The organism is Pseudomonas sp. MWU15-20650 (assembly GCF_023242475.1).
Taxonomy (GTDB): Bacteria; Pseudomonadota; Gammaproteobacteria; order Pseudomonadales; family Pseudomonadaceae; genus Aquipseudomonas.
Genome location: NZ_JALJFG010000007.1, coordinates 33,333 through 55,479, shown reverse-complemented (window position 1 = coordinate 55,479; position 22,147 = coordinate 33,333). Strand labels below are relative to the sequence as shown.

Annotated in this window: 14 protein-coding genes; 6 read left to right on the top strand and 8 right to left on the bottom strand. The window is 58.3% G+C overall.

The annotated features are described in order from the left end of the window. Positions 1 to 97: 97 nt before the first annotated feature. The 4 genes from M5B43_RS08765 to M5B43_RS08750 form a co-directional block, all read right to left on the bottom strand. Complete coding sequence (locus tag M5B43_RS08765) at positions 98 to 2,305, bottom strand: hypothetical protein (RefSeq protein WP_248749720.1); 2,208 nt, start codon at positions 2,303 to 2,305, stop codon at positions 98 to 100. Next, positions 2,254 to 3,615: a hypothetical protein gene (locus M5B43_RS08760; RefSeq protein ID WP_248749719.1), complete on the bottom strand. Its 1,362-nt coding sequence runs from the start codon at positions 3,613 to 3,615 to the stop codon at positions 2,254 to 2,256. Before M5B43_RS08760 ends, M5B43_RS08765 begins: the two co-directional genes overlap by 52 nt. A 305-nt stretch (positions 3,616 to 3,920) precedes the next feature. After that, complete coding sequence (locus tag M5B43_RS08755; RefSeq protein WP_248749856.1) at positions 3,921 to 4,061, bottom strand: hypothetical protein; 141 nt, start codon at positions 4,059 to 4,061, stop codon at positions 3,921 to 3,923. Between the two features lie 135 nt (positions 4,062 to 4,196). Continuing rightward, positions 4,197 to 7,814, bottom strand: a complete 3,618-nt coding sequence (locus M5B43_RS08750) for a hypothetical protein (RefSeq protein WP_248749718.1) — start codon at positions 7,812 to 7,814, stop codon at positions 4,197 to 4,199. A 276-nt stretch (positions 7,815 to 8,090) separates the two neighbouring features. Between M5B43_RS08750 and M5B43_RS08745 the strand changes: the two genes are divergently transcribed. The 5 genes from M5B43_RS08745 (at position 8,091) to M5B43_RS08725 (ending at position 14,658) form a co-directional block, all read left to right on the top strand. Next, entirely contained in the window at positions 8,091 to 11,588 is a 3,498-nt protein-coding gene (locus M5B43_RS08745) for a response regulator (RefSeq protein ID WP_248749717.1), read from the top strand. Between the two features lie 15 nt (positions 11,589 to 11,603). Next, complete coding sequence (locus tag M5B43_RS08740; protein ID WP_248749716.1) at positions 11,604 to 12,419, top strand: protein-glutamate O-methyltransferase CheR; 816 nt, start codon at positions 11,604 to 11,606, stop codon at positions 12,417 to 12,419. After that, positions 12,416 to 13,015, top strand: coding sequence for a chemotaxis protein CheB (locus M5B43_RS08735; RefSeq protein WP_248749715.1), 600 nt, complete (start codon positions 12,416 to 12,418; stop codon positions 13,013 to 13,015). The genes M5B43_RS08740 and M5B43_RS08735 overlap by 4 nt, the downstream gene beginning before the upstream one ends. After that, positions 13,009 to 14,202, top strand: coding sequence for a hybrid sensor histidine kinase/response regulator (locus M5B43_RS08730; RefSeq protein WP_248749714.1), 1,194 nt, complete (start codon positions 13,009 to 13,011; stop codon positions 14,200 to 14,202). The genes M5B43_RS08735 and M5B43_RS08730 overlap by 7 nt, the downstream gene beginning before the upstream one ends. Positions 14,203 to 14,280: 78 nt before the next feature. Continuing rightward, the gene (locus M5B43_RS08725; RefSeq protein WP_003217591.1) at positions 14,281 to 14,658 is read left to right on the top strand and encodes a response regulator; all 378 of its coding nucleotides are present in this window, start codon (positions 14,281 to 14,283) and stop codon (positions 14,656 to 14,658) included. Between the two features lie 272 nt (positions 14,659 to 14,930). Here the strand turns inward: M5B43_RS08725 and M5B43_RS08720 are convergent, their stop codons facing one another. The 4 genes from M5B43_RS08720 to M5B43_RS08705 form a co-directional block, all read right to left on the bottom strand. Next, positions 14,931 to 16,601 carry an ATP-binding protein gene (locus M5B43_RS08720; protein WP_248749713.1) on the bottom strand — a complete coding sequence of 557 codons (1,671 nt, stop codon included), beginning with the start codon at positions 16,599 to 16,601 and terminating at the stop codon, positions 14,931 to 14,933. Next, entirely contained in the window at positions 16,598 to 18,100 is a 1,503-nt protein-coding gene (locus M5B43_RS08715; protein ID WP_248749712.1) for an ATPase domain-containing protein, read from the bottom strand. The genes M5B43_RS08720 and M5B43_RS08715 overlap by 4 nt, the downstream gene beginning before the upstream one ends. A gap of 142 nt (positions 18,101 to 18,242) precedes the next feature. Then, a complete protein-coding gene (locus tag M5B43_RS08710; protein WP_248749711.1) occupies positions 18,243 to 19,301 on the bottom strand; it encodes a tetratricopeptide repeat protein in 1,059 nt (352 codons plus the stop codon). Between the two features lie 76 nt (positions 19,302 to 19,377). Then, positions 19,378 to 20,271, bottom strand: a complete 894-nt coding sequence (locus M5B43_RS08705) for a bestrophin family protein (RefSeq protein WP_248749710.1) — start codon at positions 20,269 to 20,271, stop codon at positions 19,378 to 19,380. 229 nt (positions 20,272 to 20,500) lie between these two features. On the opposite strand from M5B43_RS08705, the gene M5B43_RS08700 reads away from it, so the two are divergent. Then, positions 20,501 to 22,147, top strand: coding sequence for an AMP-binding protein (locus M5B43_RS08700; protein WP_248749709.1), 1,647 nt, complete (start codon positions 20,501 to 20,503; stop codon positions 22,145 to 22,147).

The following is a 22,147-nucleotide window of genomic DNA, read 5'->3' as shown; positions in this document are numbered from 1 at the left end:
AGCGCTGCCCCCCCAGTTGTGTAGATACCTATGCTCATGGGTGAAACCTTCGTTGAAAAACAAGCGCGCCAACACTCATTGGCGCGCTGTACAGCCCTTACAAGGCAGCCTCTAACAGCTCTTTGTAAACGCTGTTGACCGTGTCCATATCGCTGGCGGCAAAAACGCTGGTTTCATAGACACTCCCTTCCTTACCCGTGCTGTGCGGACTTAAAGTTTTCCCAAGTCCGCCACTGTTGAGCGCTTTTTCCATGCCCTCCTGCATCGATTGCAACGTTGTGAATTTGGCCAACCCGGCATTGGGGTCGTAGAAAAACCAGCTTGTTTTGCCACCTTCGACCTTTATCCCCGCGATCATTGCATGGTCCTTGGTTGCGATTCTGATGGTTTTCGAGGTTGGGGAGTTGGTCAGTTCGTCGATGATCTCCAGGTGACCTTGCTGCTTGAAAGGTTTGCCCATGTGAAAAGCCGATTGGTCCCCAACGACCCGGTGTAAGTTCTGCATCTCCTGGATAAATTCAGCCGCTTTTGTGTCCGCCGGATTTCTCGCCGCGCGGTAGAGATTTTGCATCAGCTCGTCTTCTTTACCGAGCATGATCGCCAAGGCCATGAGGTTGGATAAACCTGCGCATTGGCCCTTGGATGTTATGTCAATACGCGCCAGATAATCGATCTGCGACACCGGGGTGAAATGCACATCGGGAGCGCGCACATCATTTTCCAGGAGCCATGATACGTATTTGGCCTCCTCGATTTTTCGCGCTGTGACTTCCCTCACCAGCGTGCCCATTTGTTCAGGGGGCAAGTGATTATTTAACGCAATATTGACTAAATCCTCGGAAGACATATTGGCATTAAAGCCTGGCAGGTCATGAGGAGAACCCTGAGCCAAACCTCGCTGATAAGCGGCAGCATTCGCCGGCGATTGGGCGTGGGTCAGAAGATGTCGAAAACCAGCGTTATGAGTGCCTGTGGAGCGGAGTATCATTGACGGCGCGCCCAAGGGCGAAAAATTCCTGATCGGCGCCCCAAATACGTTGTTCTTGACCATGTCATAGTGATAGTAGCGATTATTCCTGAATACGGCGACCGTACGGACGTTGCGGTCTGCAGCGGTATAAGTACCAATCAATGCGGTCCCGTGTTCCTTGCCCACTGCCTTGAGCACATCGTAACTGCCGGTAGCACCGCGCATTGCGTTCACGGCCTTGGTGGTTTTGTTTCCGAGAAACTGCAAGCCCTTACCGGCCAGCCGCACCCCTCCGACGGCTGCGTCAACCACCCCACCCAACGGGTTGAGGGCGCCGAAAGTCGCCCCACCGATGACCTTGACCGCGCGTGCGCTTTTGCTGAGGGTGGAAGCCGTGGTGCTGGCAATCTTGAGCACTTTACCAGCGGTTGCCACACCTGCCGTCAGGACGCCGAACAGGTCCAGGCCCAAGTCAAGCAGCCCCGAGCCAATGTTACCTGCACGAAAGTTTTGGACAGCGGAATAAAACGGCACCAAGTCCAGCAAAAAATTCTGGAACGCATCGGCCCGCTTCATATTCTTATCGTGGTAAGTGAGGCCCATCGCCTGTTGTCGGATAGCATCATCATCAAGATTGATATGCTCCACGTAAGCATCCGCGATGAGTTGACTGCGGGCAGAGCTGAAGCTGTCAGGTACTGGTTTGCCTGCCGATCCTGTTTCCTTGCCAAGCGCGTCCGCGCCCTTGGAAGGTTTGAACCCTGTGGTTTCGTAAGTGTTCTTGCCCTCAGTTCTCGTCCTGCGCTCTACGCTGTGTTTGGAAAGGCTTCGTATCGAGCCTTCGTTGAAGCTGATTTCATAAGCATTTGTCTTGCCGTCGCGCTCGATGCGCACCCACATCCTTTCGTCTTTTGGATGAACGGTTTTCGCAAAAAAACCCTCGCCTGCGACCGTGAGTTTTCGTTGAAAAAAACTGATCTTGCCCAACTCGAAGTCCTTTCGCTCTTCCAGGGGCAGTTGGGAGATAAGATGCCTTATGGCGGTATGCACGGCGACTTTCTTTTCCTTGATGGCCTCCTTGAACTCCTGAATGAACGACTCCCGCACACCAAATGAGGGGATGGCATTCAACGTGTCCAAAGGAATACGCGAATCATTGCTGCTGTAGCGAAGTGGTCCTTTCAAGTCCATCATCACGATGTCCCGAAGCGAGTGCGGCCCGACCGGGCCGGGTTCATAGTAGACGTCTCCCCACGGCCGGCGTCTCTGATACGACACGTGAATCAACCTTTTATCGTAGAGCGCCTCCAGGCCGGGAAAGCGCTCGTTGAGCACGGTGTCGGCTTTGAGCGCACGGGAAGGCAGGTCTTTTCGAACCCTTCAGTCGCCGAGGCCGTCAATGCAGTGCGCGCCTCGAATTCTCTGAGCAAGGCAGTCAGTTCTTCGGCGGTGTAGAGGTGATCGGCTTTTTTGACCAGCACGCCATGCACAACACCCCAGTCGATCAGCGCTTCACGTTGCGCATCGTGAGTGACTGAACCGTCGGCCAGGGTGGCGTTCTCGGCCTCGAGCATAACCTGTGCGAATGTCATGCTCGCCACCCGGCCGGGGGTCTGGGCTTCAATGGCCGCGGCGGCAACGGCCAGGTTGACCCAGGCCGGGCTGCCATAGGTCACGGTGGAGGGAATGTCCTTGATCAGGAACACCGGTGCCCGCGATGCCAGCAACAAATAAGCAGCAGCGCCGGCCAGGCCGGGGCTGGTCTTGCCTTGGGCTACCAAGTGCTTGGCCAACCCATCGACCACTTTGTCTGCGGTTTGGCCCCAGTGGTCTTCGTGGGCCAGATCGAAGCCTGCCACCAGGTTGCGGTTCGTCTCAGTGATGGACTCGGGGTCCAGCTGCAAGGTCATCGCTGCCAGGAGATGGTCCATGGCGCTGCTATCTGTGGCGACGTGCTGCATACCTTCTTGCAGGCTCTTGCCCAGTAATTGCGCTTGGGGAGAACTGATCAGTGCGTTCACGGTTTTGACCGAATCGCCCAAGACCTCGGGCGCCAGGGTGGTTTGCCTGCGTAAATACTCCAGCAACGAACCAGGGGTTTGCTTGACGGTTGGCTGATTCGGCGCAGTGGCGTAGTCGAGGGCCAGGTTGCGCAAACGCTGCTGGTCATCGGCGCTCATCGGCACGGGCCAGCCCAGTGCGCCCTCCAGGTTGCCCAGGGGATGAATCTGGGCGCGGTCGAGCACCGCCACCGAGAGGCCGGACACCTTGAAGTGACTGTTCGGTAACGGCAGCCCGAGGCTTTGTATAAATGACTCAAGCGTGGTGCGAGCCCCCAACACGGCGCGAGCCGCCGAATCCGGATGAACCTCCATCGAGGTGGCTTTGAGCGCCGCCAACACGTCATGGGCGGGTGCGTCCGGGCCCAGGCGCTGGGCGATCTCGGCCAAGGCATTGCCGAGCGTCTTCAAATTGTGACGGGTGCCCAGCTGCTCGTTGAGATCAAGGTTGCTGACCTCGGTAGTGCCCGGGAGTTCGAGAGGTTCTGGGGGCGTGAGCGGTGTGTGTGGGAAGGAGATGATGGGGGGCGGCTTAGGTAAATGTGCAAAGATATCAGGCTGATGATTTTGCAATATTGTCGTCATACAAAGCACCTGGTTCGGAAAGAAAATTCACGTGTGCCTAAGACCGCTCGCGGGTCCAAGCACGTATTGATGTGTGTGAAGAAGCTTTGGCGAGGTTCCGAACCTGCTTCGTAACACTGTATGAGACTCACCTTCGATGCCCTGGCCCGACAGGCAGGCGAGCAGACTCAGGGCCGCCTGGACACGTGTGTTTAGACGGGGGAGCGTGCCTGGCACCCCTGAACGCGCAGAAGGTGACAAGGCCGCCGATTCGCGGTGGTGAGATCTGTTTCAAGATACTCGGGGCTGCCAAGCAACGCCCACAGTCAGCGCGCCAGGCCCATGCGGTCGGTAGGTTTTGCTTCCAGATCAACGCACAAACATAGCGTCAGGGCCTTTGCTGCATCGGCGGCTTCAAGCACCTTGAACGCCAACGCTTCGAGTACATCGACAATCAGCATGCGCATGGGGTGGGGCATTGCGAAGGGAATGTGAGCAAATCTCGCGTTGAGTGCAGCGCATCGCGTTCGTGGCGTGTATAGGGAGAGAACGTCAATGGCAGTGCGCAACAATGCCATTGACGCAAGTGACTCAAACGAAGGTCAAAGATTTGCGTTGATCAGGGCGTACGGGTTGTTGTACGGCACGGTGTCGGTAAAGCTCTGTTCTTTGAAATAACTGACGTTGAATTCCGGTACGCCGCTGGCAACGTCGACAGGATTAAGCGTGCCGGCGGACCACCCGCTGTTCAAAGAGACTTCCAGCCCTCGGCGCATTGAGGCTTCATCCGGGAATGTCGCCAATCCGAAGTTGGGGTTAAAGAAAAACCATTCCTTCTCGTTGCTTGGGGTCAGGGTGACGCCTGCGAGCAGCCCATGATCTTTGGTGCTGATCGCCAAGAGTGTCGGAGGTGTTGCCTTGCCGAGTTCGTCGATGATGCCGGTGTGCGGTAGTTGGCTGAAGGGTTGCGTGCCGTGATACTGACCACTCAGCACCTGATGCATTTGGTTCAGTTCTCTACGAAAGGCTTTGACGTTGGGGTCGTCAGCATTCCCCACTGCTTTCATAAAGTTATTGATGAACTCATCCCTTCGGCCGTGCAGGATAGCCAGCGCCATGGTATTCACGATGGCTGCACACTCTCCATTTGAAGCCAGGTCCGTTTGGCTGAGGTAAAGGTTTTGCGGCATCGCGTAGGCTTTACCACCTTGGGCAACCATCTCATTTTGAAAAGCTTTGTAGTGCTCAAGGCTAGTGTGCGCCATGCGTTTCTGTATCTCCTTGGCCAATGTGCCTACTGCTTCAGGGTCAGTGACCTTCGTGACCGCCAGATCCCTTATTTCCGATTGCTTCATCGTCGGGTGATAGCCTGGGATATCTTCGGCCCGGCCCGAGTCAAAGCCTCGCATGTAGGCAGCGCTATCATTTTTCTGGGCGGTCTCTAATGTGTCTCTGAACATCCCGCGGCTGGTGGTTGGATTGGGCGCAGCATACCTGGCTAGCCAGTCAATGAAGTTGCTGTTTATCTGACCATTGGCGGCAACCGTTGCAGGTGTGAAATCAACCAGTGCAGCTCCGTAAGGTTTCTGCACGATCGGGCCATAGGCGTGCCACTTGCCGTCTCGAAACACAGCACCGCCTTCGACCGTCTGCTCTGCCACCTTGTAGGTGCCGATTGCGACGATGCCTTCCTGTTTACTGGCGGCTTTAAGCAGGTCATAACTACCCGTTGCGCCTTTGAGCATGTTCACGCACTCGGCCCCCTTAGTAGCCATTTTATGTAGCAGGGTCCCAACCCCCGTTATCCCGCCAACCAGCCCGCCGAGTACGTTGAGTGAATCAATTGCCATTGCGCCGAAGAACTTTGCTGCCTTCGCGGCCTTGGCGCCGCCGCTCAAGGCCCGCCCGCCCTTGAGCGCGGCGTTGCCGGCTTGCGCAGCTTTGCCCACGCCAAAGGTGAGGAATCCTAAGGCATCGAAGGCCAGGTCAAAGACTGCGTCCCCATAGTTGCCTTGTCGAAGGTTGTCAACGGCAGACCAAAATGGAATCAGATTGAGCAGGAACTCACCCACCTGGCTATCGCCCATCCGATCATGTTCGAAGGACGTAACGCTCTTGGCGTAATTGAGTAACTCCTTACTGTCGAGGTCCATTTTTTCCAAGTAAAAATTGGCAATCGCATGGGTTCGGCTGGAGTCGAAGCTATTGGGAATCGCATCACTGGCAGGTTTTTCTGCAGAGTCAGGGGCGGGCGAGTTAGTGAAAGGGTGATAAGACCTTGATATCGCGTAGAGCTGTTCTGCGGCCTCATTACTTTTTTCAAGGGGGAGCAGGCCAGGGAAGTCTGAGATGCGCTGGTTTTTTTTCTCGATACTGCCGGCGCCGCCGCTGGTGCTGATGTGGTAAAGGTTTTCCACGCCCTCTCGGGTGGTTTTCACGTACAAGGTACGGTCACGTTTCACCAACTCTAATCGACCGTCCTTTGTTTTGCGGTAGTCATCGCAGTAGAAGTATTCAAGTTTGCCGAGTTCAAAATTTTTGCGATCCTCCAATGGCAACTCGCTGATCAGGTGTTTGACCATCCCATGGTGGCCTTTCTTTTGAGCCGTTATGGCTTTTTCATATTGGTCCGTGAAACTCGAGGTGACGTCGCACTTTTCGGTGCGTGCAAAGCGGTTGAATGCATTGATCGGAATCCGTTTGTCGTGGGTGACCCATGCCCAATCCGCCTCTAGAGGCTTGCCCTCCAGCAGAATATCGAGCATGGAGCGGCCTCTCGGATCACCGCGACCATTCCCGCTGAAACGCTTGGCCAATACTCGGGCTTCGAAAACCGCCGGATCAACGTCGGGAAACTCAGCTTTCAGGCAGTCAAGCGCCATCTCAGTGCGATTGGGAATGGGGACTTGCAGGGAAGATGAGATATTCATCAACGTTTCTAGATGATTGTTGTAAGCCTCCCTGACCTGTTCGATTTGCGAAGGTGTCGGTTCGATGTTTTCGCGACTCAGCAGGTTTCGGGACACACCCCATAGTATCAAGGCATCGCGTTGGGCCGCTTGAACGGCGTAGGTATTGGCCGGGAGGGGCTCGGCTGCAATCAGCACTTGGGCATAGGTCATGCCGGGGACCCGGCCAGGCGTGTGGGCTTCGATTTTAGCGGCGGCGATGGTCAGTTGCGTCCACAGGGGACTGCCGAATTTCACACTGGGGGGGATGTCTTTGATGAGCAGTTGTGGAGCCGCCCGGGACAACAAGAGGTGCGTCACCAGTTTCACGTTATTCGGTGTCGCTCGGTTTTTCTGGATGAGGTGAGCACTCAGCTTTTCAAGCACGGATGAAGGGGATTGCCCCCATTGCTCGGGGGCCGCCAGGTCGAAGTCGGTTATTTTGTTGCTGACTTGCCCTCTGATGCTCCAGACGTCCAGCACGGTGTGAATAGCGGCCAATATATAGTCGTACACACTGGTGTCTGATGAGACGCCACCCAAGTGCGCTTGCAGGGCTCGCCCTAATTCCTGGGCCCTGGGCGAGTCGAGTAACTTCAGCAACGCCGCGCTAGGGTTTTGCAGGTCGCTTTGTGTCACCGAACTGCCGTTCAGCAAATATCCCAACGTGCCCTTGTCAACGTCCGGTAGCGGCAGGCCGGGTATGCCCGTGTTGTGACTGAACATGAACTGGTAGATCTTTTGCTTATCCTGCTCTGTCATCGGTATTGGCCAGGAAAGTGCTCCACCGAAATTTCCCAGAGGGTGCTGCGCGGTTTTTTGCTCCAATACGCGTGCGAGCGCCCTGGCGTCATCGATTTGACGTGGCAAATCAAAGCCGAGGTCGGTGATGACGGTAGCCAGCGTTGGCGGCGTAGTGTGCGCTGAGGCGTAGGATGAATCCGGGTGAGGTTCCAGAGTGGTTTTGTTCAACCAGGATAAAAGCGCGTAATCAACCCAGGTTTTGGGAACCTCAACGTTCATCCTTCTTGTAAGGCTTTTAGTCACCGAGGGGTCAAGCTTCTGAAGCAGTTCAGCCACTTTCCGCACATTTTCCTGGTCTGCCAGTTGTCTGCGCAGGGTGGCGGGAGTCGGCGTTTGAGCCGCGGGAGTGGAGTGGGCATTTGTCGCAGCTGGCGCGCCTGAGGCGCTTTGTGCTTCCGGTTCAGGGGCTTTGACAACAGGGAGGACGGGGACGTCTACGGAGTGTCTTGCTACAAGAGTCATGCTCATTGGGGGGGCCTTGGTGGGTCAAAAAGGACGCCTTCCAAAAGATCTTCCGTGTTCCTGAGGCGCACTTATGAGTGCCAGGGCAGCCGAAGTACGTTCCGATTCCGTTCCGGGCATTTGTTTGAACGTATGTAAATGAGCTGATGAAATAGGCCTGACTCCGTACGAAACTCGTCACGCACTGAGCAGGCAATCGCTTCAAATCAACGCACAAACATAGCCTTGACCCTTGTTCTTCGGGCAAACTTCCCTTTTTCCGCACCTGGCCAAGGCATGCCCATGACTCCTGCGTCGTCTGTCGATGAAAAGAGCTTTCGTAAACTCCTGAGCCGTAACGTGGCCCTGCCGCTAAGTGTGGGCGTGCTCAGCGCAGTATTTTTCGTCGTGCTGATTACCTATTTGCTGTCGGTGATCCAGTGGGTGGAGCACACCGACCGAGTCATCAATAACCTCAATGAAACGTCCAAGCTCACGGTCGACCTGGAAACCGGCATGCGTGGTTTCCTGATCACTGGCGATGAGCATTTCCTCGACCCGTACGAAGTGGCCAAGCCGCGGATCATTGCCGACCTGCGTAACTTGCAGGAGCTGGTAGCGGATAACCCCCAGCAGGTGGATCGCCTCAAGCGCTTGGAAGCGTTGCAGATCGAGTGGAACAAGTACGCTCAGTCGATGATTGACATGCAACGTGAGAACGGCGACTACCGCAACGCGGTCAAGGCCGGCCGTGGCAAGCGTCTGACCGATGAGATCCGCAAGGAATACGATGATGCGGTGGCGATGGAGCAGCAGTTCCGTATAACCCGCAACGAAGATGTCACCCGTACCACCGTGGTCAGCGTCACGCTGTACCTGGTGTTTGTACTCGGGTTAAGCGGCTTTCTTGCCTATGTCGGCAGGAAGAACTTACTCGCACTTTCAGAAAGTTACAGCGCAAACATCCTGTCGCAACAGAAGATAGCGCGACGCCTGGAACAGCAAGCCTGGTTGCGCAACGGCCAGACTGAATTGGCTGAGCAAGTGCTTGGCCAGTTGAGTCTGAACATGCTCGGTCGCAATATTCTGCAGTTCTTCGCCCAGTACATGGGCTCGGCTGTCGCGGCTCTCTATGTGCGCGAAGAACATGGTGGCCTCAAGCGCGTGGCCACTTATGGCTTCTCCCGCGAGCAGGAACAGCAGGAACAGTCGATCTACAGCGACGAAGGCATCGTTGGGCAGGCCGCCCAGCTCGATCGCCTGATTCGCCTGGACGATGTGCCGGTGGACTACTTCAAGGTCAGTTCCGGCCTGGGTGAAGGCTCCACGCGCAGTGTGCTGGTGATGCCAACCAGCGATGACGACCGTGTCAACGGCGTGATCGAGTTGGGCTTTCTGCGCCCGCTAGAGGAGCGCGACGTTGAGCTGCTGGAACTGATCGCCGGCAATATCGGCACCTCTATTGAAGCCGCCCGTTATCGCCAGCGTTTGCAGGAGGTGTTGGCCGAGACCCAGCAGCTCAACGAAGAACTGCAAGTGCAGCAGGAAGAACTCAAGACCGCCAATGAAGAGCTGGAGGAGCAGTCGCGCATCCTCAAGGAATCCCAGACCCACCTGGAAACTCAGCAAGCGGAACTTGAACAGACCAACGAGCAGTTGGCTGAACAGACCCAGACCCTGGCCGAGCAGCGCGACGCCATGGACCGCAAGAACGTCGAGCTCAACCAGGCGCAACTCGAACTGGAAGACCGCGCCGATGAGCTGCAACGCTCGAGCAAATACAAGTCTGAATTCCTTGCCAACATGTCCCACGAGCTGCGCACGCCGCTGAACAGCTCATTGATCCTGGCCAAGTTGCTGGCGGAGAACCCCCAGGAAAACCTCAGCGCCGAGCAGGTCAAGTTTGCCGAGTCGATTTATTCGGCCGGTAATGACCTGCTCAACCTGATCAATGACATCCTGGATATTTCCAAGGTGGAAGCCGGCAAGCTGGAAGTGCGCCCGGAGAACTCCAGTGTCGTGCGCCTGGTGGATGGCCTGCGTGGCCTGTTCGAGCCGCTGGCGGCTGAGCGCAAGCTGGGCTTCCAGGTGGAGGTACAAACAGGTGCGCCGCCCCTGCTGTTTACCGATCGCCAGCGCCTGGAGCAGATCCTCAAGAACCTGCTCTCCAACGCGATCAAGTTCACCGAACAAGGCGAGGTCAGCCTGACGGTGTCCCGCGCACCAGGGGAGGGCGTTGCCTTTACCGTGCGCGACTCCGGGATAGGCATCGCCCAGGACCAACAGGAAAGCATCTTCGAAGCGTTCCGCCAGGCCGATGGCACGTCCAATCGGCGTTACGGCGGCACCGGCCTGGGCCTGTCCATTTCCCGCGATCTGGCCACGCTGCTGGGGGGCTACATCAGTGTGACCAGTGAGCCGGGCAAGGGCAGTATTTTCACCCTGGTGTTGCCGGAGCAGTATGTCGAGCGCGAGGCCGATGCGCCGCCGATCGAGCAACCCCGCCAACCCGTGGTGGTCCCGGCACCTGCACCCGTGAAAGTTTCGCCGTTGTCGGTGGCGGACGCCCACCTGATCCCGCGCTTTGCCGATGACCGTGACAAAGCGCCGTTCAGCACCCGTTGCATCCTGGTGGTGGAAGATGAGCCGAACTTCGCGCGCATCCTCTTCGACCTGGCCCATGAGCTGGGCTACCACTGCCTGGTCGCTCACGGTGCCGACGAAGGTTACAGCCTCGCCGAAGAATACATCCCCGATGCCATCCTTCTGGACATGCGCCTGCCGGACCATTCCGGGCTGACCGTGTTGCAGCGTCTCAAGGCGCACGCCAATACCCGCCACATCCCGGTGCACGTGATCTCCGTGGAAGACCGTGTGGAAGCGGCCATGCACATGGGCGCCATCGGTTATGCGGTCAAGCCGACCACCCGCGAAGAGCTCAAAGACGTGTTTGCACGCCTGGAAGCCAAGCTGACCCAGAAGGTCAAGCGTGTACTGCTGGTGGAGGATGATGACCTGCAGCGTGACAGTATTGCCCGCTTGATCGGCGACGATGACATCGAAATCACCGCCGTAGGCTTTGCCCAGGAAGCCCTCGAACTGCTGCGCAACACGGTCTATGACTGCATGATCATCGACCTCAAGCTACCGGACATGCTCGGCAACGAGCTGCTCAAGCGCATGGCCACCGAGGACATTTGCTCGTTCCCACCGGTGATCGTCTATACGGGACGCAACCTGACCCGCGACGAAGAGGCAGAGCTGCGCAAATATTCGCGCTCGATCATCATCAAGGGCGCCCGTTCACCCGAGCGTCTGCTGGACGAAGTCACGCTCTTTCTGCACAAAATCGAATCCCAGCTGTCACATGACCGCCAGAAGATGCTCAAGACCGCACGCAGCCGCGACAAGGTCTTCGAGGGGCGCAAGATCCTGCTGGTGGACGACGATGTACGTAATATCTTCGCCCTGACCAGCGCCTTGGAACACAAAGGCGCGGTGGTGGTCATCGGGCGTAATGGCCATGACGCCATCGATAAACTCAATGAAGTCGACGACATCGACCTGGTGCTGATGGACGTGATGATGCCGGAGATGGACGGTTACGAGGCCACCGCCTTGATCCGCCAGGACCCGCGCTGGAAAAAGCTGCCGATCATCGCCGTGACGGCCAAGGCCATGAAGGACGATCAGGAGCGTTGCCTGGCGGCAGGTTCCAACGACTACCTGGCCAAGCCGATTGATCTGGACCGTCTGTTTTCGCTGATTCGCGTATGGCTACCCAAGATGGAGCGCATCTAAGTGGAGCAGTGTTTTTTGGACAAAAGCAGCGATATCGAGCTGCGCCTGTTGATTGAGGCGATTTACCTCAAGTACAGCTATGACTTTCGCGACTACTCCGGCGCGTCGGTTAAACGGCGCGTGGCCCATGCATTGCGCCAGTTCGACTGCGCGACCATTTCCGCGCTGCAGGAGCGGGTGCTCCACGACCCATCGGCCTTCATGCAGTTGCTGCAATTTCTGACGATCCCGGTGAGCGAGATGTTTCGCGATCCGTCGCACTTCCTGGCCATTCGCCGGGAAGTGGTGCCTCTGCTCAAGACCTACCCGTCGATCAAGATCTGGATTGCCGGCTGCAGCACGGGCGAGGAGGTGTACTCCATGGCGATCCTGTTACGTGAAGAAGGGTTGCTGGAGCGTACGATCATCTACGCCACGGACATCAACCCGGCGTCCCTGGATAAAGCCAAGCAAGGCATCTTCTCCCTGGAGAATGTGCGCGCCTACACCGCCAATTATCAGCAGGCCGGCGGTCAACGTTCGTTTGCCGACTACTACACGGCGGCTTACGATTACGCGATCTTCGATAAAAGCCTGCGCGAGAACGTCACCTTCGCCGATCACAGCCTGGCGACGGATAGCGTCTTCTCAGAAACTCAATTAATTTCATGTCGTAATGTATTGATTTACTTCAATAAAAAATTGCAGGACAGGGCGTTTGGATTGTTTCATGAGTCGCTGTGCCATCGCGGCTTCCTGGTGCTGGGCAGCAAGGAAACCCTGGATTTTTCCGCCTACAGCAAGCAATTCGAACCCTTGGTCAAACAGGAACGGATCTACCGAAAATCATGAGCGGTGTCGCAACCAGCCCGATTCGCGGGATTGAAGCCATCGTCGTCGGCGCTTCCGCCGGCGGCGTCGAGGCGTTGCTGACTATTTTCAGCGGTCTGCCTGAAGGTTTCGGCGTGCCGATCATCGCCGTGCTGCATTTGCCGGATGAGCGCCGCAGCCAACTGGCGGAAGTCTTCGCACGACGCCTGCGCATCCCGGTGAAAGAAGCGTGCGACAAGGAAACGATCGAGGCGGGCACCTTGTATTTCGCCACGCCCGGTTATCACTTGTCGGTGGAGCTGGACCGCAGCCTGTCCCTGAGCCAGGAAGACCGGGTACACCACTCCCGCCCGGCCATCGACTTCCTGTTCGCCTCGGCCGCCGATGCCTATGGCCCAGGCTTGCTGGCGATCCTGTTGACCGGCGCCAACCATGACGGCGCGCGCGGGTTGGCCCATGTCAAGCAATCGGGCGGCAACACCGTCGTCCAGGACCCCCAGGAAGCGCGAATTGCCGTGATGCCCCTGGCCGCCCTGGCGCTGCACACGCCTGACCATATTCTTCCTTTGAGCCGTATCGGCTCATTGCTGGCTTCCCTGGAACCCCTCCCATGTTAAGTACTGTCCAGGCCAAACTGCTGATTGTCGACGATCTGCCGGAAAACCTGCTGGCCCTCGAAGCGCTGATCAAGCGTGAGGATCGCCAGGTCTTCAAGGCATTGAGCGCCGACGAAGCGTTATCCCTGTTGCTGGAACATGAATTCGCCATGGCGATCCTCGACGTGCAGATGCCCGGCATGAACGGTTTCGAGCTGGCCGAATTGATGCGCGGCACCGAGAAAACCAAAAATATCCCGATTGTGTTCGTCAGCGCCGCCGGCCGCGAACTCAACTACGCCTTCAAGGGCTATGAAAGCGGTGCGGTGGACTTCCTGCACAAACCGCTGGATATCCACGCGGTCAAGAGCAAGGTCAATGTGTTCGTTGACCTGTACCGCCAGAGCAAGGCGATGAAGCTGCAAGTGGAAGCCCTGGAGCGTAGCCGCCGCGAGCAAGAGCTGTTGCTGACGCGCCTGCAAGCCACCCAGGCCGAGCTGGAGCAGGCCGTGCGCATGCGCGATGATTTCATGTCGATTGTCGCCCATGAAGTCCGTACGCCCCTTAACGGCCTGATCCTGGAAACCCAATTGCGCAAAATGCACCTTGCCCGGGACAACGCCGCCGCGTTTACCCTCGACAAGATGCACGCCATGGTTGACCGCGATGAGCGGCAGATCCAGAGCCTGATCCGCCTGATCGAGGACATGCTGGACGTGTCGCGCATCCGTACCGGCAAGCTGTCGATTCGCCCGGCGCGTTTCGACCTGGCGCAACTGGTGCGCAACCTGGTGCAAAACTTCGCGCCGCAAGTGGCCGCCGCCGAGTCGTCCATGCAGTTGGTCGCCGATGAACCCGTCGAAGGCTATTGGGACGAGTTCCGCATCGAGCAGGTGGTGACCAACCTGCTGACCAACGCCTTGCGCTATGGCGCCAAGAGCCCGGTGGATGTACGCGTGTATACCGAGCATGGCGAGGCGCGCGTCGAAGTGCGTGACCGAGGCATCGGTATCAGCGAAGACAACCAGAAGCGTATTTTCCAGCAGTTCGAGCGGGTCTGCGCTAACCATGCCACTTCGGGCCTGGGGCTGGGGTTGTTCATCTCTGAGCAAATCGTCGCGGCCCATGGCGGCACGATCGAGGTCGAAAGCCGCATAGGCGAGGGCGCCTTGTTCCGGGTGTGCCTGCCACTTCAGGCGCCGCAATGAAATCAATCGTCAGCTGGACGCAACCTCTGCGTGACCCGATGGTCGTAACTGCAGCAATTGACCGGACAAAGGCTTCCCATGAGTGAAGATGCACAAGATGTCGTTCTGATCGTCGAGGACGACGAATCCATTATGTTTGTGTTGGGTGAATACCTGGCGGGCTTGGGCTATCGGGTCTTGAAGGCGATCGATGGGGAGCAGGCCTTTGAAATCCTCGCAACCAAACCGCACCTGGACTTGATGGTGACCGATTACCGCCTGCCGGGTGGGATTTCCGGCGTGCAGATTGCCGAGCCTGCGATCAAGTTGCGCCCGGAATTGAAAGTGATCTTTATCAGCGGCTACCCGCAGGAAATTCTCGACTGCAACAGCCCGATCACGCGCAACGCGCCGATCCTGGCCAAGCCGTTTGATCTGGATACGTTGCAGGAACATATCCAGCGTTTGTTAGCCTGATAACGCGGCGTCAAACCAGGGCGCCGCGCATTCCATCGGCTTAAGCTTCGAGCTTCTTGGCATTGGCGCTGAGCTCACTGCCAGGCGTATAGGCGAACTGCCAACCTGCTTTGACGGAATTTTCCTGGTCGATGCCGATTTAAGTGTTTTTTTCATGCGTTGCTCGTGAACGTTTCGTGGAAAAAACAGGCGTCGATTCCAGCTTTTCTTTATGAAGCCGTGACAATTAGTTGCAACACGGGTGTTGTCGCGAGCGTAGGGACGCGACGCATCTACGCCTGGATCATCTCCCGCACCTTCGCCGTCAACAAATCAAACGTAAAGGGCTTGGTGATCAGCTGCATCCCTGGGTCCAGGAACCCGCCGCGCACCGCAGCGTGTTCGGCATAACCGGTAATGAACAAGACCTTGAGCTCGGGACGGAGCTGGCGGCCGATTTCCGCCAACTGCCGACCGTTCATCCCGGGCAAACCGACGTCGCTGATCATCAGATCAATGCGCTGATCGGATTCTATGATCGGTACCGCCGTATTCGCATCGGCGGCCTCGACAAACCCGTAGCCCAGCTCGTTGAGCACTGCGCTGACCAACACCCTGACTGCGGGGTCATCCTCGACGATCAACACCGTTTCACCCGCATTGGCGAAGGGCAGTAATGTCGGGTTGAGGGGTTGCTGCGTTTTCATTTCGCCAACAAAACGCGGCAGGAACAGACTGACGGTGGTGCCTTTGCCGACTTCGCTGTGGATCGTCACATGGCCACGGGACTGGCGAGCAAAGCCATAGATCATCGACAACCCCAGGCCGGTGCCTTGGCCGATGGGTTTGGTGGTGAAAAACGGATCGAATACGCGGCCTATCAAGTGATCCGGGATACCACAGCCGGTGTCGCTGACGCTCAGCTCCACATAATCGCCGGGCGTCAAGGTGCCATAGGCGGCGGTGAACACGCTGTCCAGGTGGCGGTTGGAGGTTTCAACCACCAACGTGCCGCCGCCGGGCATGGCATCACGCGCGTTGATCACCAGGTTGAGCAGGGCGCTTTCCAACTGGTTGGGGTCCGCCTCGGCAGTCCAGAGCTGTTCCGGCAGCCGCATGTCGAGGGCGATGCTTTCGTTGATGCTGCGCGCCAGCAACTCGCCCATGGATATCACCAACTGGTTGATCTCCACGGGTTTGGAATCCAGCGACTGGCGGCGGGAAAACGCCAGCAGGCGGTGGGTCAGGCCGGCCGCGCGGTTGGCCGAGGTGACGCCCAGGTCGATCAGGCTATCGAGGTCATCCAGTTTGCCCCGGGCCACACGCCTTCGCAGCAACTCAAGGCTGCCGATAATCCCCGTCAGCATATTGTTGAAGTCATGGGCGATGCCGCCGGTCAACTGCCCGACGGCTTCCATTTTCTGCGATTGGCGCAGGGCTTCCTCGTTGTTGCGTAGCTGCGCCGTGCGTTCTTCCACTTGCTGCTCCAGGGTTTCCAGGGTGCGTTGCAAGCGCAGTTCACTTTCGCTCAAGTCAATCAACCGGTCGCGGGCCTCGTATTGCCGCCGGCGCCCACGCAGGGCCGCACTGACGAGACTGATCAGTGTGACCGGATGAAACGGCCGCTCCAGAAACGTCACGTTGCCCAGCAAGCCACTGAGGTGGGATGACCCGTTTTGCTCGCCGCCGCCGTGATGGGTCATCAGCACAATGGGCATATCAGACCAGGCGGGCTGTTGCTGCAAATACCCCAGCAGGGGCTCAAGGTCTACGCCACGCAGCGCTTCGGCGGCAATGATAAGCAAGCCGGCACCTTGCTCGAGTGCCTCGCACAACAGCGTCAGGTTGCTGGCAATGATGCCGTTATAACCGGCCTGGTTGAGCATCATCAGCGCCAGGGAGCCATCACGGCCCATTGGCGCCAGCACGATGGCGCGCTCGGAGACGGGAGACGGGCCTGTCACTGTCCCTCTTCCTTGAGCAGGGGCGAGCCGGTGCCCGTGAAGGTCGGTATGCCGCGCAACACGCCCTGGAAGTTATCGAGGGGCTCACCCACGGTCATGCCACGACTGTCGATACGGTATTCGCGAATCGTCGATTCATGGGTGCCGGTGCGTTTTTTGATGATGGAAATGGCGCGACGCACCTTGCCCAATGCCTCGAAGTAACGCAGCAGAATGACGGTGTCGGCCAGGTAAGTAATATCGACCGGGGCTTGCATATCGCCTACCAGGCCATGCTGGGCGACGGTCATGAAGGTCGCCGCACCACGGCGGTTGAGGTACAGCAGCAACTCGTGCATGTGCAGGATCAGCGCGTTTTCTTCCGGCATGGCGGCTTGGTAACCGTTGATACTGTCGATCACCACGGTTTTGATCCCGCGTTCATCGACGCAGCGCCGCACGCGATGGGAGAACTCGCCGGGGGACAACTCGGCAGCGTCCACCTGTTCGATGAGTAAGTTGCCGGTGGCCTGCAAGGCGGCGAGGTCAATGCCTATGTTTTTCATGCGCTCGAACAACAGGCCCAACTCTTCATCGAAAATGAACAGCGCGGCTTTTTCGCCACGGGCCACGGCGGCGGCGGCGAAGATCATTGAGATCAGTGACTTGCCGGTACCGGCCGGGCCCAGGATCAGGCTACTGGAGCCCGTCTCGACACCACCCCCCATCAGCGCATCCAGTTCACGGATGCCGCTGCTCAAGGTCTGACGGACGTAGCCACCGCGGTGTTCGGCGGCCACCAGGCGTGGGAACACGTGGATACCGTCGCCCATGATGGTGAAGTCATGAAAACCACCGCGGTATTTCTGGCCACGGTATTTCACCACACGCACCCGACGGCGTTCGGCGCCGTAGGCGGGGGTCAGTTCCTCCAGGCGAATCACCCCGTGGGCCACGCTGTGCACGGTTTTATCCAGGGATTCGGTGGTCAGGTCGTCCAGCAGCAGGACCGTGGTGTCGTAGCGCACAAAGTAGTGTTTGATCGCCAGGATCTGCCGACGGTAGCGCAACGAGCTTTGCGCAAGCAGGCGGATTTCAGAAAGGCTGTCGATCACCACGCGGGTGGGTTTGACCCGTTCGACCACTTCGAAAATCTGCCGCGTGGCCTCGCCCAGTTCCAGGTCGGAGGAGTACAGCAGGCTCTGTTGGTGATCCGCGTCCAGCAGGCTCTCCGGCGGGGTCAGCTCGAAGATGTGGATATGGTCATTCAGATGCCAGCCGTGGGACTCGGCTCCCTGGCGCAATTCGCGCTCGGTTTCGGACAAGGTGATATACAAGCAACGTTCACCGTTTTGCGCGCCGGCCTGTAGAAAGTGCAGCGCGACGGTGGTCTTACCCGTGCCAGGTTCGCCTTCCAACAGGAACAGGTGGCTGCGCGATAGCCCGCCGGAAAGAATGTCATCCAGACCTTCAATGCCGGTGGCCGCCTTTTCACTGAACAGCGCTGTGGATGTAGACAAGAAGTGCCCTCGGTCACGTACAAGTAAAGGAGCGCACCGCCGTGGTGCGCCATATTTACTTGACCGTGGTGGCCTGTGGCGGTTCAACGTTTTGCACTATTTGTACAAGCCAGGGCGACTTGTACGGGTTTTGGAGACGGGTCTATAAGCCTTGCTGCAACGCCGGATCGTCTGGGTTCTGTTGCTCCAGCTGGGCGAGCAACACTTGGACGTTCTGTAGTTGCCCCGTTTCTTTCCAGTAGTTGACCAGCAACACACGGGCTTTGCGGTTGGCGGGGTGACGCTGGACGATGTCTTCCAACTGACGCTGGGCCGCTTCCAGTTCCTCCTGAGCGTGCAAGGTCGTGGCCAGGTCGTAACGGTAATCCTGGTTGTCCGGCTCCAGCTCCACCGCCTTGGACAGGCCGAGCAGGGCATAGGGGCGTTCGCCATGGTGCAGCAACCACATGCCCAGCGCGTGTTGCAGGTAGGCTGACTCCGGGTGTGCCGCCAGTTGGCGTGCCAGCAGTTGGCGCGACTCTTCGGTCTTGCCTTGCTTGTCCAGCAATTCGATCTGCGCTACCACGGCTTGCAGGTTGTCCGGTTGCAAACGCATCGCCTGCTCCAGGGCATTTTGCGCATCCGGCAGCAGGGCACTGTGGATGTACAGGCGTGCCAGTTGAATCCAGCCTTCGGCGGTTTCCGGCTGGGCCTTGAGCTGGGTCACAAACTCATCGAGCACTTGCTGCAATGGCCCGAAATACAGGCCCAGAGTGTCCGGCGACAGACCGAGCAAGGCGTTGGCGGCGGTAAAGCGCACGTCCTGTTCGGGGTCATCCAGTACCGGGCCGAGCAACAGGGTGCGCTGGCCGCTGGGCACCAGGCCGACAATGCTATGAATCGCCGCTTCACGTACCAGCGGGGATTCATTGGCCAAGTCCTTATCTGCCAGCTTCAGGGCTTGTGGGCTGGGGTAGTTGGGCAATTCCGCATGCAGGGCAGCACGGCGTTCAGGGGACAGGTCCGGGCGGCCCAATTGTTGATACAGCACGCGTGCCGCCCCTGGCTCACCGTTATGCGCCTGTCTCAAGGCTTTGGCGTAACCATGGGCAATGGCCGGCGGCACCGCCACGGGGGCGGAGCGGGAGAAAAACCAGGTGACCAACACAATCAACAACAGGGCGCACAGGCCGATGATGGAGTAACGGCGTGACTTTGACATGCAGGCGTCCGAAGGCTTAAGCAACTATTACAAAGCCATCAGCTTCGGCCAGACCAGGGCGAGTGTCAAACCGGCGTCAAGTCAACACGTATTCCACCGGCTCCAGGGCCGGGGGCAAGTCGCTTTCGCCGACGGCGGCAAGGATTTCGCGCTCCAGGGTGCGCACGATTGCATTGCATGGCAGGTCGTTTTCGTCGAAACCAAACGGGTCTTCCAAGTCACCGCCGATTTCATCGAGGCCAAAGAAGGTGTAGCTGACGATGGCAGTGAATACCGGTGTCAACCAGCCCAGCGGTTCGGCCATGGCAAACGGCAACAGAATGCAAAACAGGTAAATGGTGCGGTGCAGCAGCAGGGTGTAGGGGAACGGCAACGGCGTACTCTTGATCCGCTCGCACGACGCCTGCACCTGGCTCAGGCCGACCAGCCGTGTTTCCAGTTGGGTGTAACGCCAGTCGCTGATCACGCCTTGCTCGGCCAATGAGGAAAACCGTGCCCCGAGTGTTTGCAGCACGCTGTCGGGAAGATTGGGGTGGTTCGCTTGCACGGCCGTCCAGGGGCTGATGGCACGCGCCTCGTCTTCATGGCGCAAGCGTGCGACCAGACCATGAGCAAAGCCGCACACGCCACGCAACAGGCTGGCCCGCACGGCCGTGTCGCCCAGCACCTGGGTTTCACGAATCAACGAACGCACCTCAATGACCATTTGCCCAAGTTGCTTGCGGCCTTCCCACCAGCGGTCGTAGCAGGCGTTGTTGCGAAAGCTCATGAAGATCGACAGCGACAACCCCAGCAAGGTGAAGGGCGTGGCGTTGACCTTGGAGAAATAGGCGGGGTGCAGGGTTTCCACCAGTACGATCACCGAAGCCAGTAAGGTGACCATCAGGCTGCGCAAGGCGATGCGCTTGGCAATCGACCCCTTGAGGGAAAACAGGATGCCTAGCAGGTTGGGTTTGGGGCGGACAATCATCGCAGGGAAACTTCTTCGGTGGCGCAAGCGCTGAGGTTAGAAGGTGGCGGGCAGGGCGTCCAATCACTTGCACTGACGGGGTCATCGGCGAGATCAATGATTGGCCAAACCAGTCAGCCATGTTGATGGCTTTGACCATTGTCGCTCAAACGCTCTAGAGCGACTATTTCAAACACGATTCACTGCCTCAAAAACATCCTGACAATAAAAAACAGAAGGATTTGAAGCCATGCGTGAGTATTTGGCCGCCACGACCGAGTTCGATTACCAGCACACCGCCGACGCCGCACTGGCCGGCAACCTGCAGGCCCTCAACGCCTGCGTGGAGTGCTGCGACCGGCACGCACTGCCCGGGCGTATCGCGTTGTTCTGGGAGGGCAAGGACGGGCGCAGCGCCACCTCTACCTTTACCGACCTCCAGGACCAGGCCGCATGTTTCGCCAATTTTCTCCTGGCCCAGGGCGTCAAGCGTGGTGACAAGGTGGCCGGCTTGCTACCGCGCACGGCCGAATTGCTGGTGGTGGTGTTTGCCACATGGCGCATCGGCGCCGTCTACCAGCCGCTATTTACTGCCTTCGGCCCCAAGGCCATTGAACACCGCGTGAACAGTTCCGGCGCCGCGCTGGTCGTCACCGATGCGGTGAACCGTCCCAAGCTCGCTGAAGTAGCAGGTTGCCCGACCATCGTGACCGTCACCGGTGCCAAAGGCGAGGGCCTGGTACGCGGCGACTTCAGTTTCTGGGCCGAGTTGAACCACTACGCCAACGTCTGCGAGCCGGTGTTGCTGGGCGCAGACGACCCTTTCTTGCTGATGTTCACGTCGGGCACCACCGGTCCATCCAAAGCGTTGTCGGTACCGCTCAAGGCGATTGTCGCGTTCCAGAGCTATACCCGCGACGCGGTAGACCTGCGCCCTGAGGATGCGTTCTGGAACGTGGCGGACCCCGGCTGGGCCTACGGCATCTATTTTGGTGTCACCGGGCCGTTGTCCATGGGGCACCCGATTACCTTCTACGATGGCCCGTTCTCCCTGGAAAGCACCTGCCGGGTCATCAACAAATACGGCATCACCAACCTGACCGGTTCGCCGACTGCGTATCGCCTGCTGATTGCCGGTGGCGAAGCGTTTGCCCGTTCGATCAAGGGCAAGTTGCGGATTGTCAGCAGCGCCGGCGAGCCGTTGAACCCGGAGGTCATCCGCTGGTTTGCCGACAACCTGGACGTGACCATCCACGACCACTACGGGCAGACCGAACTGGGCATGGTGTTGTGTAATCACCATGGCTTGGCACATCCGGTGCACGTCGGCTCAGCGGGGTTCGCCTCGCCAGGGCATCGCATTGTGGTGCTGGATGACGACCATCAGGAATTACCCGCCGGCCAACCCGGCATTCTGGCAATCGACCGCGAACAATCGCCGATGTGCTGGTTTGCGGGGTATGACGGCGTGCAGACCAGGGCCTTTGTCGGCAAGTATTACCTCAGCGGCGACACGGTGGAACTGAACCCCGACGGCAGCATCAGTTTTGTCGGGCGCAGCGACGATGTCATTACGACGTCTGGTTACCGCGTGGGCCCGTTCGACGTGGAGAGTGCCCTGGTTGAACACCCGGCCGTTGTTGAAGCGGCGGTGGTGGGTAAGCCCTGTCCTGAACGCACCGAGCTGGTCAAAGCCTTCGTGGTGATCAGCGAACACTACCGTGCTACCCCGGAGTTGGCCGAAGAACTGCGCCTGCATGTGCGCAAGCGCCTGGCCGCCCACGCTTACCCGCGAGAAATCGAATTCGTCAGCGACTTGCCCAAGACCCCAAGCGGCAAGCTGCAACGCTTTATTTTGCGTAATCAGGAAATGGCGAAGGCACAGGCCATCGCTTGA

What these genes read in the sequence shown, in the direction of transcription:
- M5B43_RS08710 (WP_248749711.1), bottom strand. Translation starts at nt 19,301, where the DNA reads ATGTCAAAGTCACGCCGTTACTCCATCATCGGCCTGTGCGCCCTGTTG.
- M5B43_RS08745 (WP_248749717.1), top strand. Translation starts at nt 8,091, where the DNA reads ATGACTCCTGCGTCGTCTGTCGATGAAAAGAGCTTTCGTAAACTCCTG.
- M5B43_RS08755 (WP_248749856.1), bottom strand. Translation starts at nt 4,061, where the DNA reads ATGCGCATGCTGATTGTCGATGTACTCGAAGCGTTGGCGTTCAAGGTG.
- M5B43_RS08725 (WP_003217591.1), top strand. Translation starts at nt 14,281, where the DNA reads ATGAGTGAAGATGCACAAGATGTCGTTCTGATCGTCGAGGACGACGAA.
- M5B43_RS08705 (WP_248749710.1), bottom strand. Translation starts at nt 20,271, where the DNA reads ATGATTGTCCGCCCCAAACCCAACCTGCTAGGCATCCTGTTTTCCCTC.
- M5B43_RS08730 (WP_248749714.1), top strand. Translation starts at nt 13,009, where the DNA reads ATGTTAAGTACTGTCCAGGCCAAACTGCTGATTGTCGACGATCTGCCG.
- M5B43_RS08750 (WP_248749718.1), bottom strand. Translation starts at nt 7,814, where the DNA reads ATGAGCATGACTCTTGTAGCAAGACACTCCGTAGACGTCCCCGTCCTC.
- M5B43_RS08760 (WP_248749719.1), bottom strand. Translation starts at nt 3,615, where the DNA reads ATGACGACAATATTGCAAAATCATCAGCCTGATATCTTTGCACATTTA.
- M5B43_RS08735 (WP_248749715.1), top strand. Translation starts at nt 12,416, where the DNA reads ATGAGCGGTGTCGCAACCAGCCCGATTCGCGGGATTGAAGCCATCGTC.
- M5B43_RS08700 (WP_248749709.1), top strand. Translation starts at nt 20,501, where the DNA reads ATGCGTGAGTATTTGGCCGCCACGACCGAGTTCGATTACCAGCACACC.